Here is a 17,956-nt window from a genome sequence, read left to right as displayed (position 1 = left end):
GAGGGATCATCTAAGGCTAAAGGTAAGAGAGGCAAGAAGGGTAAGGGAGAGTAATAAGAAAGAATATATAAAATAAGGGGAGGAGTGTAAGGTGGACTTCTCCTTTTATAAGGTTTTATGAACTTTATAGTTTTATATAGTTGTATTCTTTTCTAATCATTGCTATTGTAAATTTACAAATTTTATAGCTCTTATTTTTTTCTATCTCTTTTTTTATTATAAATTTTGCAGACTTTGAAATTTTAACTTTTGTACTTTTTTCTCGGCTTTGCCTTCATCTTATTTCGTGTTTGATTTATTTGGCTTTAAATTTATAGGTTACTTCGGGGGTAAAATTTAAACAAGTTCGCGCGAGCAAACGAATGTAGTACAAATTTTATTATTCTGCGCAGTTTACTGCATGCACTGCATAAATTTCACTTTGCAGTCTCTGCCTGTATTCCATGAGTTTTACGCGTTCGCCTTTAACGCTTAATTAAGACTATTTTTTAGAACGATTATACTCAGAATTAACATAAAAATAACCAGAATTTAAGGCAAGCACCATCATAACAACAAAGAGAAACAAAAAGAGCGATTAAAAGATAAAATAGATTAAGTGGTGGTTAGAGGCAGAATCGAACTGCCGACACGCAGATTTTCAGTCTGCTGCTCTACCGACTGAGCTATCCAACCACCGAAAAAGAAAAGTAATTTTATCCATGCAATACTTAAATCTCGGTTAAAATTCTCGATTTTCGCTAGATTTTTGCACGTTGCGCTCGGAAACAGCCAAATTTACTCAGTTAAAATTTTATAAATTTCAGTAGCGAAAAATATTGCTTATGCGGCAATTTGCAATAATCAAAAAGGGCTATCGATCTAAAAAGCAAAGAGGTATAAAATTTTACTATTTAGCCGACTTTGCAAATTATTCGCTTGGTTTTAGGCTGTGCAAATTGGATAAATTGGTGCTAGAAGATAGCATTGTTTTAAATTTACGCGTATAACGGACAGCTGGGAGCGATTGGTTAAATTTAGCATCGAAAATTGGCTTTAATTTGGACTTGACGAAGCATCTTTATAAACATTGTGCTCGGGCTAATAGTGTGACATAGGGATGTTTGCTTCGGGATTGAATTTATTTAGATATCCGCACAGCAAAAGCGTTGAAATTTTAAAATACGATTGCAAATGTATTAATAAAGGCTCGACCTGATCCATCTAAACTTGATATGCTTATCTATCCGAGTTGTGCGACTTGTTTTTTAAATAGCTCGCCGCGTTCAGCGTAGCTTTTAAATTGATCCAAACTGGCACATGCAGGGCTTAACAGCGCTATTTCGCTCACAGAATGCATGGAATTTTTAAAATTTTCGAAATTTTTAGAATTCTGCGAATTCCGAGTTTCACCGTCGTTTGTACGGCGTTTCGGCGAAGAGGCGTCGTCGCTTGCGGCAGATGAGCCGCCGTCATCGCCTTTTTGCAGTGTATTTTCGCCGATCTTTGCGCTTTTTTTCGCCTTGCCGCCGTTGCATCCGCCATTCGCGCTTAAATTTTGTACTTCCAATTTGTTTGCGACGCTTTTTGCAAAATCTGCGCCTCGGTAACGCTTCGAAATTTCGCTCACCGCCGTTTGTAAAATTTCGCAGCGCACGCAAGGAAGTCCGTATTCGTCACACAAACGCACGATTTTATCGGTATTTGAGCCGATCGCGTAAATTCGCAGATCGTATTTTTTAAACTCCGCAAAAAGCGGGTGCAGATCCACACCTTTGTCGTCACCGCCGAGGATCAGATGTATTTTGCGCCCGGCATATCGTTTAAGGGCTTGTGCACACGCATCGATATTGGTGGCCTTCGTGTCATTGACCCAGACCCTGCCGCGCGCGTCGGTAAGCTCCTCTAGCTTATTGCCTTCGATCACGAAGTCGTTCAGTCGCGCGACGTCGCATCTGTCGAATAAAATTTTCTCCACGCACAGCGCCAAAAGCGCGTCTATCAAAAACGGAGTGCGGAATTTTATCTCGCCTAAATCGATGCCGAATTTTTGCGCTAGATCCGCTTCGTCTTCGTAGCAGATCACGCGGGCTAGGCTATTTTGCGCGGCGGCGGAGCTTTCGTAGGCGCGCGGAATTAGCGCCACGGAGCCTTCGCGCATCGCTAGCAGGGGCGAGAGTTTGGCGCGCTCATACTCCGCGAAATCGCCGTGCCAGCTGAGATGATCGGGCGTGATCGCAAGCAGCACGTAGATATCGGGGCGCGCATGCTTGGTGTAGTGCAGCGTAAACGAGCTCGTCTCCAGCACCCAAATTTTGGCGCTTTTATCAAGCTTTGCGAGTGGAACGCCCACGTTGCCGCCCATTTGCGAGCCGTATCGCTCGAGCAGGTGCTGCATCATCTTCGTCGTCGTCGTCTTGCCGTTCGTGCCGCTGATCCAAATTTTAAGGCCTTCGTAATCGCCAAAATAATCGTATTCGCTGATTAAATTCCGTGCCTTTCGCACCAGCTCGTGATGCGGCGGAAAGCCAGGACTTGGGATTTCAAGCTTGCTTGCGGCGGGATCGAACTCGCTCGGGTTTAAAAGCGCGTTGCCGAACTCGTCTAGCTTCGGCGCGCCCGAAGAAATTTCAAATTTATCGTCGTAGATATCCCAGACGCCTTCGTCGCGGCAGTGCTCGGTGATCGCTCTGGTCGTAAGCCCGTAGCCAAATAGCGATTTTTTCATTTTTTTCCCTTTTTGCCCCATAAAATTTGAGTTATCTCGCCCGCGCTAAGCTCGGCCGTTTCGCCGTATATTTCACGCGCCGTTTCGAAGTCGGGCTTGATCTGCGCTCGCATTTTATCTCAGTTTCAGCGACGTCAGCGCTATGATATTTGCGATCAGCGCGATGATCCAAAATCGGATGATGATTTTATTTTCGACCCAGCCTTTAAGCTCGAAATGGTGATGTATCGGCGCCATAAGGAAAATTCTGCGCTTGAAAATTTTAAAGCTGCCCACTTGCAAGATCACGCTGAGCGTTTCGATGACGAAGACGAAGCCGATCATTATAAGTAAAATTTCATTCTTCGTGATGACCGCGCAGTATCCTAAAAACGCGCCCACGCTGAGGCTGCCGCTATCGCCCATAAAGACTTCTGCGGGGTAGCAGTTAAACCACAAAAACCCAAGCAGCGCGCCGATGAGCGCCGAGACGATGATGCAGACCTCGCCCGCGCCCGCGACGCGCGGTAGCAAGAGATATTGCGAGTAGATCGCATGCCCGCAAAGATAGGCAAATACGCCCAAGCTGCAGAGCGAAAACACCGACGGGATGGTCGCTAGCCCGTCTAGCCCGTCGGTTAAATTTACCGCGTTTGAGCTCGCGCTTATCACGATCGTCCAAAACAGCGGCGCGAATATCCATAAATTTAGCAGAGGGTATTTAAAAAACGGCACGAAAAATTCCCCGCCCAGATCGCTAAAAGCATAAAGCATCGCCCCAATCAGAAACGCCAAGAAATTTTGTAGTGCAAATTTAGCCCGCGCACTAAGGCCTGCGTGGTTTTGGCGGCCTAAAATTTTAGAGATATCATCCTTAAAACCTATGTAGCCGAAACCTACCAAGCAAAGCAGCCCGCATAGCACGAAGACGTTGTTTAGCTTGGCGCACAGCAGGCTTGCGAGCACCGCGGCGGTAACGAAAACAAGCCCACCCATCGTCGGGGTTTTGCTCTTTTTCTGATGGTTTTGCGGCGCAAGCTCGTAGATGGGCTGCGCGGTGTGTCTGGCTTGTGCCCAGCGGATAAACCGCGGCATGGCCCAGACCGAAAAACAAAAAGCGATAAAAAACGCGATTCCTGCGCGCGCGGTGATGTATTGGAAAAAATTTATATTCGTAAGATGATAGAGATAATAAAACAAAGTTTGCCTTTTAAATTTTATGAAATTTTATATGAAAACGCGCATTTTAGTATAAAAGAGGTAAAATTTAGCTTTTAGGGCGGATGAAATTTTGCCGCATTTGCCAAAAAAAAGTATAATGCCGCTCGTAAAAACAGCGCCGCAGATCCGCCTCAAAAGACCTGCGCAGCGAAATTTAGACGAAATTTAGGAGCCAAAATGGGGCAAAAGACGATTTTACTTATCACCGACGGCATCGGCTTTAACGCGAGTGATAAATTTAATGCGTTTGCAAACGCGAAAAAGCCCGCCTATGATTATCTTTTTAAAAACGTGCCCAATACGCTGCTGCGCACCTCCGGGCTTGCCGTGGGCTTGCCGCAGGGGCAGATGGGAAACAGCGAAGTAGGGCATATGACGATCGGAAGCGGTAGAATTTTGTATCAAAACCTAGTCAAAATCGATCGCGCGATCGATGAGGGCTTGCTTGAGAAAAACGAAGCGCTACAAAGCCTGCTTTCAAAGTGCCGCAGGGTGCACGTCATAGGGCTTTATAGCGACGGCGGCGTGCATTCGCATCTGCGCCATTTTGACGCGATCTGCGAGATAGCGCAGAATGCGGGTTGCGAGACATGGGCGCATGCTATCACCGACGGGCGCGACGTTTCGCCGAGCAGCGGAGCAGAATTTTTAAAGCGCCTGGAGGCTAAATTTAAAGTCGCGAGCGTGAGTGGGCGCTTTTACGCGATGGATCGCGACAAGCGCTTTGATCGCGTGAAGCGCGCTTACGATGTGCTCATGGGCGAAACGGCTCCGCTTGAAATTTCGCCTAGCGAGTACATACTGCAAAGCTACGAGCGCGGCGTGAGCGACGAGTTTATCGAGCCTGCGAGCTTTAACGGCTTTAGCGGTATCGGCGCGGATGACGGAGTGATTTTTATAAATTTTAGAAATGATCGCGCTAGGGAGCTCTGCGCGGCTTTGGGTGATGAGAATTTCTGCGAATTTGAGCGAAAGTTCGTCGTGCAAAATTTAATCACGATGAGCGAATACGACGCGAGCTTTAAATTTCCTATGCTTTTTGAGAAGCCCGTGCTAAAAAACACGCTTTGCGAAGTGATCGCAGAAGCCGGTCTTACGCAGCTTCACACCGCCGAGACCGAAAAATACGCACACGTGACGTTTTTCTTTAACGGTGGCGTCGAGGAGCCGCTGCCGAACGAAACTCGCGTGCTGATCCCGAGCCCCAAAGTAAAAACCTACGATGAGCAGCCGCAGATGAGCGCGCCAGCGGTGTGCGACGCGGTGATCCGCGGCATCGAAGCGGGGATCGATTTCATCGTCGTAAATTTCGCAAACGGCGATATGGTCGGTCATACAGGCAATTATGACGCCGCGGTAAAGGCAGTCGAGGCGGTGGATGAGTGCATCGGTAAAATTTTAAGCGCGGCGAAGGCGCATGATTACGCCTACGTCCAGATCAGCGACCACGGCAACTGCGAGGCGATGCGAGATGCGGACGGCGAAATTTTAACGAACCACACGACCTTTGACGTGTTTTGCTTCGTGCTGGGGCGCGGCGCGTCTGAGCTAAAAAGCGGGCTAGGGCTTAGCAACGTCGCAGCGACCGTGCTAAAGCTAATGGGATTGCCGAAGCCCGCGGAGATGGACGATGCGCTATTTTGAAATTTCAACGGCGCGGGTCGCGAGTAGATTTAAACTGCTAAAATTTAGGTAAATTTGGATAAATTTACGCTAGAGATTAAAATTTTAACAAAAGGACAAGTATGAAATTTAGTGGAAAGAACGTTTTAATCACCGGTGCGAGCCGCGGTATCGGTGCGCAGATCGCAAGGACTTTGGCATCTTACGGGCTTAAGGTGTGGATTAATTATCGCTCAAGCCCAGAACCTGCCGACGCGCTGCTAGAGGAGATCCGCGCAAACGGCGGAGAGGGCGCCGTGATAAAATTTGATGCGACGAACGAGGCGGAATTTAGCGAGGCGCTAAGCTTGATAGCGCAAAGCGACGGCGAACTAAGCTATCTCGTAAATAACGCGGGCGTTACGAACGACAAGCTCGCGCTTAGGATGAAACTGGAAGACTTCATGGGCGTGATCGAAGCAAATTTAAGCAGCGCCTTCATTGGCTGCCGTGAAGCTTTAAAGCTAATGAGCAAAAAGCGCTTCGGAGCGGTCGTAAATATCGCCTCGATCGTCGGCGAAATGGGCAACGCCGGGCAGGTCAATTACAGCGCGAGCAAGGGCGGAATGATCGCGATGAGTAAGAGTTTTGCAAAAGAGGGCGCGGCGCGTGGCATCCGCTTTAATTGCGTAACGCCTGGTTTCATCGCCACCGATATGACAGACGCGCTAAGCGACGACGTAAAAGCAAGCTATGAAGCAAGCATCCCGCTTAAGCGCCTAGGAAGCACGAGCGATGTCGCCGAAGGAGTTGCGTTTTTACTCAGCGACGGCGCGGGCTACATTACGGGAGAGTCGCTTAAAATCAACGGCGGGCTCTATATGTAGCGTTAAATAGCGGAATTTAAGGTTAAATATTATAGAATTATGCGGTATTTTTTTAAAGGAGTGCTAAAATGGCAGTATTTGAAGATGTAAGAGACGTAGTTGTAGAACAACTCAGCGTTAGCCCGGATCAGGTTAAACTTGACTCTAAAATTATCGAAGATTTGGGCGCGGACTCTCTTGACGTAGTTGAGCTAGTAATGGCTTTAGAGGAGAAATTCGGTATCGAGATCCCTGATAGCGAGTCCGAAAAATTAGTAAGCATTAAAGACGTAGTAGATTATATAGAAAATTTGCCTAAGAAATAAAATTTTAAGGAAGCAGTTTTGAAACGAGTCGTAGTAACGGGTATCGGGATGATAACCTCTCTCGGGCTTGACAAACAGAGCAGTTTTGAAAATATCTGTAACGGAAAAACCGGGGTTGATAAAATTTCGCTCTTTGACGCTAGCGAATTTCCGGTTCAAATTGCAGCTGAAGTAAAAGGTTTCGATCCTTCGAGCATAATCGAGGATGGAAAAGAGATAAAAAAGATGGATAGATTTATCCAACTGGGGCTTAAAGCTGCGGGCGAAGCCATAGATGACGCTAAATTTAGCAGTTTTGATAGCGACGAATTCGGCGTGAGCTCCGCTAGCGGTATCGGCGGTTTGCCGAATATCGAGATAAACGCCAACACCTGCTTACAGCGCGGTCCTAGGCGAATTTCTCCGTTTTTTATCCCTTCTGCGTTAGTAAATATGCTCGGCGGCTTTGTTTCAATATACTATAACTTAAAAGGTCCGAATTTATCCAGCGTTACGGCTTGTGCGGCTTCAGCACATGCGATTATGGACGCTGCGAGAGTTATCATGATCGGCGAAGCGAAAAAGATGCTCGCAGTGGGTGCCGAGGCCGCGGTTTGTCCCGTAGGTATCGGCGGATTTGCCGCGATGAAGGCGCTTTGCGCTAGAAATGATGATCCGGCGCATGCTTCACGTCCGTTTGATGCGGAGCGAAACGGCTTTGTGATGGGCGAAGGCGCGGCGGCTTTAGTTTTAGAAGAGCTAGGGGACGCAAAAGCGCGCGGCGCTAAAATTTACGGCGAGCTCGTAGGATTCGGCGCTAGCGGCGATGCTTATCATATCACTTCGCCTAGCCTAGACGGACCGATCCGCGCTATGAAAAAGGCCTACGAGATGGCGGGGCGCCCGAAGATTGATTATATCAACGCCCACGGAACGTCCACTGCGATAAACGATAAAAACGAAACCGCGGCGTTAAAAGAGCTTTTCGGCGAGGGCAAGGTGCCTGCGGTCAGCTCCACTAAGGGTCAGCTAGGACACTGCCTGGGCGCTGCCGGAGCGGTAGAGGCTGCGATCAGTCTTTTAGCGATGCAAAACGGCATCATACCGCCTACGATAAATCAAATTTCAAAAGATCCAGATTGCGATTTGGACTATGTGCCAAACGTTGCCAGAAAAGCTAAACTCGATTGCGTTATGAGCAATAATTTCGGATTCGGCGGCACGAACGCATCGCTTATTTTCAAAAGAGTAGATTAATGGCTAGCTATCTGGACTTCGAAAAGTCTATAAAGCAGATCGACGAGGACATCGTCGCTGCTAAAATTCGCGGTGATGAGGACGCGGTCGAAATTTTAAATAAGAACCTCGAAAAAGAAATTTCCAAAGTTTATAAAAATTTAAACGAATACCAAAGACTTCAGCTTGCGCGCCATCCGGATCGCCCTTACGCGATCGATTATATTCGCGCGCTTTTGCAGGATGCCAGGGAGCTTCACGGCGACCGCGCCTTTAGAGATGATCCGTCGATTGTGTGTTATCTGGGCATTATGGGCAACCGTAAAATTGCCGTGATTGCCGAGCAGAAGGGTCGCGGTACCAAAAACAAGCTGAAGCGAAATTTCGGCATGCCCCATCCGGAGGGCTATCGTAAGGCTCTGCGCGTAGCAAAACTTGCCGAGAAATTTAACCTTCCTATTTTGTTTTTGATCGATACTCCGGGCGCATATCCGGGACTTGGCGCCGAGGAGCGCGGTCAAAGCGAGGCTATCGCGCGAAATATATATGAGCTTAGCGATCTTAAGACCCCTACGATCGCCGTCGTTATCGGCGAGGGCGGTAGCGGTGGAGCTTTGGCTATTGGCGTGGCTGATCGGCTGGCGATGCTTCAAAACTCAATTTTTTCGGTTATCTCTCCCGAGGGCTGTGCTGCGATTTTGTGGAACGATCCAAGTAAGAGCGAGGCCGCTACGAAAGCGTTAAAGATCACCGCCGAGGAGCTAAAAGAGCTGGGCTTGATCGACGACGTGATCAAGGAGCCTAAAACGGGCGCCCACAGAGATAAAGACGGCGCGATAAAAGCGCTTGGAAACTACGTCTTAACCGAGCTGCACAAGCTAGACGATCTTAGCATAGACGAGCTCATCAGCAGAAGACAACAAAAAATTTTAAGGTTCGGTGCTTATAAAGAAAACTAAATTTTAAATTTCGCGACTTTTTTAAAACCAAATTTAATAACTTCACACTCTAAGAGGACAAATGGAAAATACAAATCAAAATTCCGCACAGACCGCCGTTTCAAATTCTAATCAAAACGGTAGAAAAACTTACGCTAAAACGCACGTTCCCGTCGAGGGCTACCAGATCGAGGAGCTCCGCTCGATGGATCTTGAAAATCTCATCGCCATAGCAGACGAGCTAGGCGTCGAGAACCCGCGCGAATTCCGCCGCCAAGCGCTCGTTTTTGAAATTTTACGTATGCAGACGAAGCAGGGCGGCTTCATACTTTTTACGGGGATTTTGGAGGTTACCGCCGAGGGTTACGGCTTTTTGCGCGGCATAGATTCAAATTTAAGCGACAGCGCTAACGACGCCTACGTGAGTTTAAGTCAGATCCGCAAATTCGCCCTTCGCGTCGGCGACATCGTCACGGGCCAGGTGCGCGAGCCGAAGGATCAGGAGAAGTACTACGCGCTCTTAAAGATCGAGGCGATCAATTACAAATCGATCCAAGAGGCTAGAGAGCGTCCGCTATTTGACAATCTCACGCCGCTTTTCCCGACCGAAAAGCTCAAGCTTGAATACGATCCTATGCGCCTTACCGGTCGCGTACTCGATCTTTTCACCCCGATCGGCAAGGGGCAGCGCGGGCTCATCACGGCGCCTCCGCGTAGCGGTAAAACGGAGCTCATGAAGGAGCTTGCCAACGGCATTACGCGCAACCACCCCGAGGTCGAACTTTTGGTGCTGCTAGTCGACGAGCGCCCCGAGGAGGTGACCGACATGGAGCGTAGCGTGCGCGGCGAGGTGTTTAGCTCGACCTTCGATCAGCCAGCATTCAATCACGTTCGCGTCGCCGAGCTCGTCATCGAAAAGGCAAAACGCGCCGTCGAAAACGGCAAGGACGTCGTCATCCTGCTCGATAGCATCACCCGCCTTGCGCGCGCCTACAACACCGTCACGCCTAGCAGCGGCAAAGTGCTAAGCGGCGGCGTAGACGCAAACGCCCTGCACAAGCCGAAGCGCTTTTTCGGTGCGGCGCGAAATATCGAAAACGGCGGCTCGCTCACCATCGTCGCTACCGCGCTCATCGAGACCGGCTCGCGAATGGATGACGTGATCTTCGAGGAGTTCAAAGGCACGGGCAACAGCGAGATCATCCTCGATCGTAATATCTCGGACCGCAGAATTTACCCCGCGATCAACATTACCAAGTCTGGCACGCGCAAAGAGGAGCTTTTACAAGGCAGTGAAAATTTGCAAAAGATCTGGGCGTTGCGCTCGGCGATCTCTACGATGGACGACGTCGAGGCGCTGAAATTTTTATACGCCAAGATGCTAAAAACCAAAGACAACACCGAGCTGCTATCGATAATGAACGGCTAAATTTTATTAAATTTAGCCTTATTTAAAATTTCGCTCTAAATTTAGCGGTGGAGCTCGCGCCGCTTGCCGCAAATACCGCCACGTAGCTTTGTATGCGCTTTTTCCAAGCGGCGCGTCTTTTTTTCAAACTCCACTATTATAAGTTTAAATTTATCGCGATATTTGCTAAACGTTTTGCGCTCGAAGCACGAGGTGCGGCACCGTCCGATAAAATTTTACTTCGGTAAAATTTATTCGTAAGATGTAAAGCGTAAAATTTTACGAGGAATTTTATGTTTTGCTACGCACGGAGCTAGGGCGCTTGATATCGTTACTTCAAATTAATATAATACTGCCAACATCATATCATTTCATAAGCTCAAAAAGCTTCATAAATCCTATATATCTGTTTCCATGGTTATCTAATCTAGTCTCATAACAATCAATAATACCAAGGCAGCTTTCCTCGGAATTTATATTTTTTAAAAATATATCAAAATTCCGTTTCGTGCTATTGAATATAAAATTTGGATCGTCACGATACCGCTTGCTCGGCTCATACTCATTGGGGATACGTTTTATCGCTATAAATTTCATACAAAATTGGCTTTCGCCCAGTATTCTATCAATAAACGATGTTTCTTTACGGCATTCTTTTATGGTGAAAGTATCTGATAAATAAATATTTGATGAATAATGCTGATCTAGAATAATCACTTTACCTTTTTCTTTTTCATAGTCTATTTTTCTATTGCCTTCAAATGGTCTATACGTGTAATTATCTCCCGCATCGACATTATTGACAGTATGGTGGTAGATAAAATCTGAAAAAGTCCATGGGATTTTTTCATCCGATACCATTTCGTCTGTAATATCTCTAAAAGGGAGTGAAGAATTTAAATCATGTATTAAATTAAAGTCCTTGTCATTTGAATGATTTTCAAAGATTTCGTTGATTTTAGAAATAGCTTCGTGAAATGTTAAGTTGGTATCTATGGTGTAAAGTTTATTGTATTTGGACTTCCCTTCATAATAATAATTTTCCAATTCATCCTGTACGAAATTTTGCACCATCTCATCTTTGCTAAGCCATTTTAGATCGCCGAAGCTAAACCCGCTGTAATTAAGCGCACCGACGATCACACAAATGCCGAGCGCGGCGATCAGGGCTTTGGCTAGAAATTTAAGCGCTTTCAAAATTTGCTCCTTTAGCAAAACGCTAGTTAAAAATACGAGCCTAACGGGCTACAATATTAAGCGACCTTTTTAAATTTAAGCTCGCTCAAAGAGGGGTTAAATTTAAACCCGTGCCGCCTAAATTTAACCGAATCGCTTCCTACTTCCCGCCGAAAAACAGCAGATTTGCCATTATGATCACGATCGCGACGGGCGCTACGAAGCGCAGCGAAAAGTACCAAATTTTAAATCCAAGCTCGCCCATATCGGCGCCGAAAAGCCCACGCAGGCGCTGTGCATCCATCACGAAACCCACGAAGATCGCCGAGGTTAGCGCGCCTAGAGGCAGCATGACGTTTGAGCTTACGAAGTCCAAGCAGTCAAAAAAGCTCGCGCCGAAAAGCTTAAACCTGCTCGCATAATCCGCGTGCATCGATAGCAGCGAGCATGCGCCTAGCACCGCTATGACGCACCCCGAGATGCAAACTGCGCGCAGGCGCGAAATTTTAAACCTGCCGATGAGATAAAAGACGAAGGGCTCGATCATCGAAACTGCGCTCGTGATCCCTGCGAAAAAGAGCGAGACGAAAAACGCGACTTCAAGCACCTGCCCCGCTAGCCCCATTTTTGCAAACATCGTAGTGAGCGAAACGAACACAAGCCCCGCACCCTGCGCGGGATCGGCGCGGAATTCAAAGATGAAAGTAAAGACGATGAGCCCCATCATCAGCCCGATCGCGATGTTGATAAATACGATGTTTACTGAGCTGCGTACCAGCCGCACACCCTCGCTAAGCGAAGCCGCGTATGCTGCGATACAGCCGACGCCTACGCACAGGGTAAAGAGCGCGAGCCCGAGCGCGGATAGGACGGAGCTGACGGTGATTTTGTCGAAGTCGGGATAGAAAAGAAATTTCGCCGCCGCGCCGAAGCCCTGCATCGTGCACGCATACGCAAGCATCGCAAGCAGCAGCACGAAAAGCAGCGGCATCATCACGACGTTTAGCCGCTCGATACCGCTTTTGATGCCGCGCGCGACGACGGAGAGCGTCAGCACGAGCGCAAGCGCGTAAAAGCCGAGGCTCGTGGCTAGCGAATGCGAGATGAGATCGTCAAATACGGCGCCCGCTTCCTCGGCGGTTGCGGGCAGCGGAGAAAAGCCCAAAAAGATATATCGGATCACCCAGCCGAGGATCACGAGGTAAAAGGACAGCACCAGCATGCCGCCCGCGATGAAAACGCCTCCCGCGCGCCATTTGCGTCCGCCGTGCGGTGCCAGCGTCTCGTATGCGCTCGGCAGATCCCTCCCGCTTAGCCTGCCTAGCGCCATCTCGGCTAGGAATATGCTAAAGCCTACGCCCAGCGTGAGTGCGAGGTATAAAAGCACGAAGGCGCTGCCGCCGTTTTGACCCACGAGGGTGGGGAATTTCCATGCGTTGCCAAGCCCCACCGCCCCGCCTGCGACGGCAAGTATAAAGCCGATTTTGCTAAATTTATCGTTCATTTTCTCTCCGATGATTTTTTAAATTTTAAAGCCGCGGAATTTTAAAATTCCAAACTACCGCCGCATCTCGCTATGAAATTTGGCTCGCTACTTTGGGCCGCTTTGGCGCTAAATTTTAAAATTCCAAGCACGATACTGCACGGCTGCGCTACGGCGTCTTTGCCGCGGTCTTGCGCAGGTTGCCGCGCGGATTAGCGCAGTCACGCCGAAGGCTGATTGCGGTCGCCGCATGCTCCTATCTAGACGTAAAATCCCAAACGCGATTTTTGACAGCCGCCATGGCCGCTAGCGAATCGCCGTGAGGCTCGCTATGGAATTTTGCCTATCGCTTCGAGCCGTCAGAGCGTAAAATTTTAAAATTTCAAGCCGCAATGTGCGATCCCCGCGCTGTTCTGACGGATCGGTCGTCTATTAGACGGATCGCGGGCTTGCGCGTCGCTCTAGCGCTAAATTTTAAAATTCCAAGCGCGATGTCGCGCGGGCCACCACAAAATTTTATGCGCCGCTTCTGCGGCACATTGCGTAGGTCGCGTCATAAACTATCGTGGCGGCTGCACACCAACCGTCTCGGTTTAGAATTTTAAAATTCCACAGCGCAATCAGATGCGGCTACGCTACGACGCCTTTGCCGCGCGCACTGATCGCCATGCAGGTTGTCGCGGTCGCGCCGAAAGCTGATTGTCGCTACATACTTTAACCTTCCTCTATCTAAACATAAAATTTTAAACTATCGCCGCAATACTAACGGATCGCCGTGAGACTCGCTATGGAATTTTGCCCGTTACTTTTAAACTGCTTTAGCGCCAAATTTTAAATCCATGTTATCCATCCGCTTTGCAAATTTTAAAAATTTAAAATTTTTAGCTGATTGAGTGCTATCACTACGATCGCGACTGGCGCCACGAAGCGCAGTAGCACGAAATACCACAGCTTAAAGCCCATTCGCCCCATATATGGGCGCAGTAGAATTTCGACGGCTCGTTTTTTGATCACGAATCCTACGAAAATCGCCACGATTATGCCGCTAAGAGGCATTAAGATATTCGAGGTTAGGTAATCAAGCACGTCAAAAAAGCTCTTGCCACCTAGGCTAAAATACTCGCTCGTGCCCCCGTAATAACCCAAAATGCAGCATATCCCTAAAGCATACGTCACAGCAAAAACTAAAAGCGAAGCGCGCTTGCGGCTTAGCTTGCGGGAGTTTACGAGATAATAAATCGCAGGCTCCAGCATCGAAATTGCAGAAGTAATCGCCGCAAATAATAGCGAGGTGAAAAATAAAAAGGCTAGGATATTTCCGATCGCACCGAGCTTTGAAAAAAGTACCACCAGCGAGACAAACACTAGCCCTGGGCCTTGCGCTTTGGGATCGCCGCCGAATTCAAAGATGAAAGTAAAGACGATAAGTCCCATCATCACGCCGATTAGGACATTAATGCAGACGATATTTATGCTTGAGGTTAGGATATTGGTTCGCGCAGGTAGGCTCGCAGCATAGGTCATAATTGTAGTAACGCCAAGCGAAAGCGTAAAAAACGCAAGTCCTAGCGCCGAAAGAACGCTATCCTTATTGAGCTTGGAAAAATCTGGCACTAGCAAGAATTTTGCGCTACGTCCGAATCCATCGAAACTCGCGGCGTAAATTAGCATCAAAACCAGCAAAATAAATAGCGCGGGCATCATCCAGACATTCAGCCGCTCGATGCCGCTTTTAACGCCTTTAGACACGATAAAAAAGCAAAACGCCGACGCTATGGTAAAGCATATCGCCGCGCTTAAAAAATCGCTACCTAAAAGTGCGTTAAACGCTGCGCCGCTTTCATCTATACTTTTTGGCAGATACAAAGCGCTTGAGACCACGTATTTTAGGATCCAGCCCATTACGACGCTGTAAAAAGCATAGATCAAAAGCGCACTAATCATAAAAAATCCCGCGTATTTCCATGCGCCTTTGTATGAGGGCGCGAGCTTTTCAAATGCGCGCACCGGATCACTTTCGCTTAGCCTGCCGATGACGATCTCGGCTAAAAAAATCACGAAGCTAACCAAAAGCGTCAGCAAAAGATATAGCAAGATAAATGCGCTGCCGCCGTTGGTGCCTACTAAAGTGGGGAATTTCCACGCATTACCGAGCCCTACGGCGCTGCCTGCGACTGCGAGAATGAAGCCGATTTTGCTAAATTTATCGTTCATATTATGCCTTGTAGCGGAATTTGAAAGGGCAATATTAGCAAAATCTAGCTTAACTCGCCAAGCTAGCCGAGTGGAATTTAGGCAAACCCGCTATAATGCTGCGAATTTTAAAGGAGATAAAATGAAATCGATAAAAGAAGTGATGCTCTCTCGCCACAGCTGCCGTAAATTTTGCAGCGACAAGCTAAATAGCGAGCTCGTGCGCGAGATACTTGATCTTGCGCGCTTAAGTCCCAGCTCATGCGGATTGGAGCCGTGGAGGATGATGATAATCTCGGATCCTTGTGAGCTAAAAGAGCTTTCCGTAGCCTGCAATAGCCAGCCGCAAGTAGCCGAGTGCTCGCACGCCGTGATTTTAATCGCGCGTAACGATCTGCGCGTGGGCGAGGAGTATTTAGAACGCACCGTCCGCCGCCGCGCAAATACTCCACAAAAATATGAAGCTGCGATGAATTATTTCCGCGCAAAATTTGCGGACTTAGACGACGAAGCGCTGATGAACTACGCGACCAAGCAGCTTTATATCTTAGCGGCAAATATCGCTAATATCGCCGAGGGCTTTGACGTGCGCTCGTGTATAATGACCGGCTTTGACGCCGCGGCTTTGGAAAAATTCTGCGCTTTAGAGACGAAATTTCGTCCTGCGATCATCGTGGCTTTGGGGCGTGGTGAGCCTAGCAAATATCCGCACACGCGCTACGAGCTAGATGAAATTTTAATCTCTCGTGGCGGCAGCGAAAAAAGATAAAATGGGTCACTTCTGCTTGCAAAGCTAGGCGCGAGTTTCGTTTATTAAAAGCATCATTTTGCGAAATTTTATCGGTTTAAAAGTGCGATAGCGTTAAAATGCGCTTAAAATTTCAAAGGATAATCATGCAAGTCAAACTTCTAAATTTCACTCCGCTTTGGGTCTGCTCAAACGCGATCCGCACCTGCTGGCAGAGCTTTGAGCGCGGCGATTGCGGTGGCGCCAAAGACCTAGCGCTAATAGACCGCGTCGGCAACCAGCTCAAGCACTCAAGCACTCTCGAGCATCTCTACTACAACTTCTATATCAGCGGCATCTCTCGCGCGCTGCTTCAGGAGCTGGCGCGCCACCGCCTCGCAAGCCTTAGCGTAAAATCCACTCGCTACACTCTCAAAGAATTGCGCGGCGAGGACGGCTTCATACAGGGTGATTTCGAAAACGCCGCGCGATACATAGTGCTTACGGGCAACGAAGCGGTCGATAACGCAAGTATCGCGGCGCTTGAAAATCTGCGCGTAATCTTACAAACTCCAATCAGCCTCGATATCGCCAAATACTGCCTGCCCGAGTGCTACAAGAGCGAGCTTAGCTGGAGCATAAACGCACGCAGCTTGCAAAACTTCCTCGCTCTGCGCTCTAGCAAGGCCGCGCTTTGGGAGATCCGAGAGCTTGCGGGTAAAATTTACGATGCGCTACCGCAGGAGCATAAATTTATATTTGAAAGCTGCATGGCGGGTGAGAAGACGCAAGGCGAAGAGTAGCGCACGGGATAAATTTAGATACAAAAGGGCTGCGATGATAAAACTTACGCAGATGAGAGCGGCTTTTGAAAAGGAGGAGCCGGACGCGCTTTATCTTAGCTACCTGGGATGGGTACAAACCCTGATTCCGTTTTGGAAGCAGGCTGCTGCGAGGATCGCGGAGCTAAGCGACACGGCGGATGAAAAAAGAGACAAGCATCTGCGCTCAATCGACAATTCTTTGCAGCTGATGCAAGCTTGGCGGTTTAAAAAGACAAAATACGTGCAAGCAAGAAGAAAAGAGATCGATAGCGCCATAAGTTTTATTCGAAACGGCGCCTTAACGCAGCAGGCATGCAGATACGCCTTCGCGCCCGTTTGCAGAAATTTAGCGGGCATTTTGCGCAGCTTTTTATACGTTTCTACCTTCGGCTATTCTGACGAGCAGCTACCGACCGTCTTTGCTCAAGATATTTACGGCATTGCGCTGTGTCATACTTTATTTCCCTTCGATACGGGCGATTTTGTGTATTATCTTCCGCGCGAAAAATCCATCCACACCGATGACCCCGCCGATTTGGATAACTGGCATCTGATGATGAGCGAGGCGGGCAAGGCCTTGAATATTGTGGAGCTCACCAAAGAGATAAATAATCAGGCTTGTAAAATTTACGAAAACTACAAAACGCCGTTTGAATGGAAATACGACGAGGGGGTTTGGAATTTGGAATTTGAGAATGTTTCAAAAAGGCTGCATTATGCGGGCTTACGGGCTTTTGCAGGTCTGAGTAAAGAGGAATAAAAAGCTCGCGGAATTTTAAATTTGCTTTTAAAATTTCATTCGTAGGCGGTAAAATTCTGCGAGTTTTTAATGCGGGTAAAATTTAAAATTTGTTTGAGCGGGTTTTTTGGCAGCCTGCGGTATCAAAATTTAGCTGCCGCGCATTTTACTACTTGCGGCGCCGAGAATTGCAGCGCCGCTGAGCCGAAAAGCTGTTATGGCGAGCGATAATTTTAAAGGACGGATTATGAAAAATCTAGCGCTTGTGATGTTTAGCGGACAGACGTACCTCGATTTTGTGGGATTTTACGATTGTATGTTAAGGCTCAAAGCCGTCCGCCCGCAGCTTGAGATGAGGTTTTGCTCGCGAGAGCGGCAGGTTTCGGACAGCGGCGGCCTTACGATCGACGCGGGCGAGACCACGACGGATCTAGGCGGATTTGATGCGGTTTTTGTGCCGGGCGGTATGGCGACGCGCCGCCTTAAAGACGATGCGAGCTTCATCTCGTGGCTCGCGACCGCGCGCGATGCGAAGTATAAGTTTAGCGTTTG

General features: G+C 48.2%; 15 protein-coding genes and 1 tRNA gene. 10 read left to right on the top strand and 6 right to left on the bottom strand.

The annotated features are described in order from the left end of the window. Window positions 1-599: 599 nt before the first annotated feature. The 3 genes from Q0369_RS05710 to mraY all read right to left on the bottom strand — a co-directional run bounded on the left by Q0369_RS05710 (window position 600) and on the right by mraY (window position 3,886). Window positions 600-675 (bottom strand) — tRNA-Phe (locus Q0369_RS05710). 547 nt (window positions 676-1,222) lie between these two features. Continuing rightward, complete coding sequence (gene murD / locus Q0369_RS05705; RefSeq protein ID WP_298097190.1) at window positions 1,223-2,707, bottom strand: UDP-N-acetylmuramoyl-L-alanine--D-glutamate ligase; 1,485 nt, start codon at window positions 2,705-2,707, stop codon at window positions 1,223-1,225. A gap of 114 nt (window positions 2,708-2,821) precedes the next feature. Continuing rightward, on the bottom strand, window positions 2,822-3,886 hold the full coding sequence (gene mraY, locus Q0369_RS05700; protein ID WP_298097187.1) for a phospho-N-acetylmuramoyl-pentapeptide-transferase: 1,065 nt from the start codon (window positions 3,884-3,886) through the stop codon (window positions 2,822-2,824). A 198-nt stretch (window positions 3,887-4,084) separates the two neighbouring features. On the opposite strand from mraY, the gene gpmI reads away from it, so the two are divergent. From gpmI to rho, 6 genes are all read left to right on the top strand, one after another. After that, window positions 4,085-5,551, top strand: coding sequence for a 2,3-bisphosphoglycerate-independent phosphoglycerate mutase (gene gpmI / locus Q0369_RS05695; protein WP_298097184.1), 1,467 nt, complete (start codon window positions 4,085-4,087; stop codon window positions 5,549-5,551). A 101-nt stretch (window positions 5,552-5,652) separates the two neighbouring features. Continuing rightward, the gene (gene fabG, locus Q0369_RS05690) at window positions 5,653-6,396 is read left to right on the top strand and encodes a 3-oxoacyl-ACP reductase FabG (RefSeq protein ID WP_298097181.1); all 744 of its coding nucleotides are present in this window, start codon (window positions 5,653-5,655) and stop codon (window positions 6,394-6,396) included. A gap of 68 nt (window positions 6,397-6,464) precedes the next feature. Next, the gene (gene acpP / locus Q0369_RS05685) at window positions 6,465-6,701 is read left to right on the top strand and encodes an acyl carrier protein (RefSeq protein WP_005873350.1); all 237 of its coding nucleotides are present in this window, start codon (window positions 6,465-6,467) and stop codon (window positions 6,699-6,701) included. An 18-nt stretch (window positions 6,702-6,719) separates the two neighbouring features. Further along, window positions 6,720-7,937: a beta-ketoacyl-ACP synthase II gene (locus Q0369_RS05680; RefSeq protein WP_298097177.1), complete on the top strand. Its 1,218-nt coding sequence runs from the start codon at window positions 6,720-6,722 to the stop codon at window positions 7,935-7,937. Then, window positions 7,937-8,875 carry an acetyl-CoA carboxylase carboxyl transferase subunit alpha gene (gene accA, locus Q0369_RS05675; protein ID WP_298097174.1) on the top strand — a complete coding sequence of 313 codons (939 nt, stop codon included), beginning with the start codon at window positions 7,937-7,939 and terminating at the stop codon, window positions 8,873-8,875. Before Q0369_RS05680 ends, accA begins: the two co-directional genes overlap by 1 nt. 61 nt (window positions 8,876-8,936) lie before the next feature. Beyond that, the gene (gene rho / locus Q0369_RS05670; RefSeq protein WP_005873347.1) at window positions 8,937-10,283 is read left to right on the top strand and encodes a transcription termination factor Rho; all 1,347 of its coding nucleotides are present in this window, start codon (window positions 8,937-8,939) and stop codon (window positions 10,281-10,283) included. 345 nt (window positions 10,284-10,628) lie between these two features. Here rho and Q0369_RS05665 read toward each other — a convergent pair whose 3' ends face one another. The 3 genes from Q0369_RS05665 to Q0369_RS05655 all read right to left on the bottom strand — a co-directional run bounded on the left by Q0369_RS05665 (window position 10,629) and on the right by Q0369_RS05655 (window position 15,135). Further along, entirely contained in the window at window positions 10,629-11,459 is an 831-nt protein-coding gene (locus tag Q0369_RS05665; protein ID WP_298097171.1) for a hypothetical protein, read from the bottom strand. Between the two features lie 139 nt (window positions 11,460-11,598). Then, window positions 11,599-12,942, bottom strand: a complete 1,344-nt coding sequence (locus Q0369_RS05660) for a sodium-dependent transporter (protein WP_298097168.1) — start codon at window positions 12,940-12,942, stop codon at window positions 11,599-11,601. A gap of 843 nt (window positions 12,943-13,785) precedes the next feature. Then, entirely contained in the window at window positions 13,786-15,135 is a 1,350-nt protein-coding gene (locus tag Q0369_RS05655) for a sodium-dependent transporter (protein ID WP_298097165.1), read from the bottom strand. 121 nt (window positions 15,136-15,256) lie between these two features. Here Q0369_RS05655 and Q0369_RS05650 point away from each other — a divergent pair, with 121 nt between their 5' ends. From Q0369_RS05650 to Q0369_RS05635, 4 genes are all read left to right on the top strand, one after another. Then, window positions 15,257-15,883, top strand: coding sequence for a nitroreductase family protein (locus Q0369_RS05650; protein WP_298097162.1), 627 nt, complete (start codon window positions 15,257-15,259; stop codon window positions 15,881-15,883). Window positions 15,884-16,008: 125 nt separating this feature from the next. After that, window positions 16,009-16,644 (top strand): FAD-dependent thymidylate synthase, encoded by a 636-nt coding sequence (thyX, locus tag Q0369_RS05645; RefSeq protein WP_298097158.1) that lies wholly within the window; start codon window positions 16,009-16,011, stop codon window positions 16,642-16,644. Between the two features lie 34 nt (window positions 16,645-16,678). Further along, entirely contained in the window at window positions 16,679-17,425 is a 747-nt protein-coding gene (locus Q0369_RS05640) for a hypothetical protein (protein WP_298097155.1), read from the top strand. Window positions 17,426-17,651: 226 nt separating this feature from the next. After that, the coding region (locus Q0369_RS05635; RefSeq protein ID WP_298097152.1) for a hypothetical protein at window positions 17,652-17,956 on the top strand (305 nt) is incomplete at its 3' end.

The organism is uncultured Campylobacter sp., from assembly GCF_938030685.1.
Lineage (GTDB): Bacteria > Campylobacterota > Campylobacteria > Campylobacterales > Campylobacteraceae > Campylobacter_B.
The sequence above is the reverse complement of the archived record's forward strand: the minus strand, read 5'-3'. Positions and strand labels throughout refer to the sequence as shown.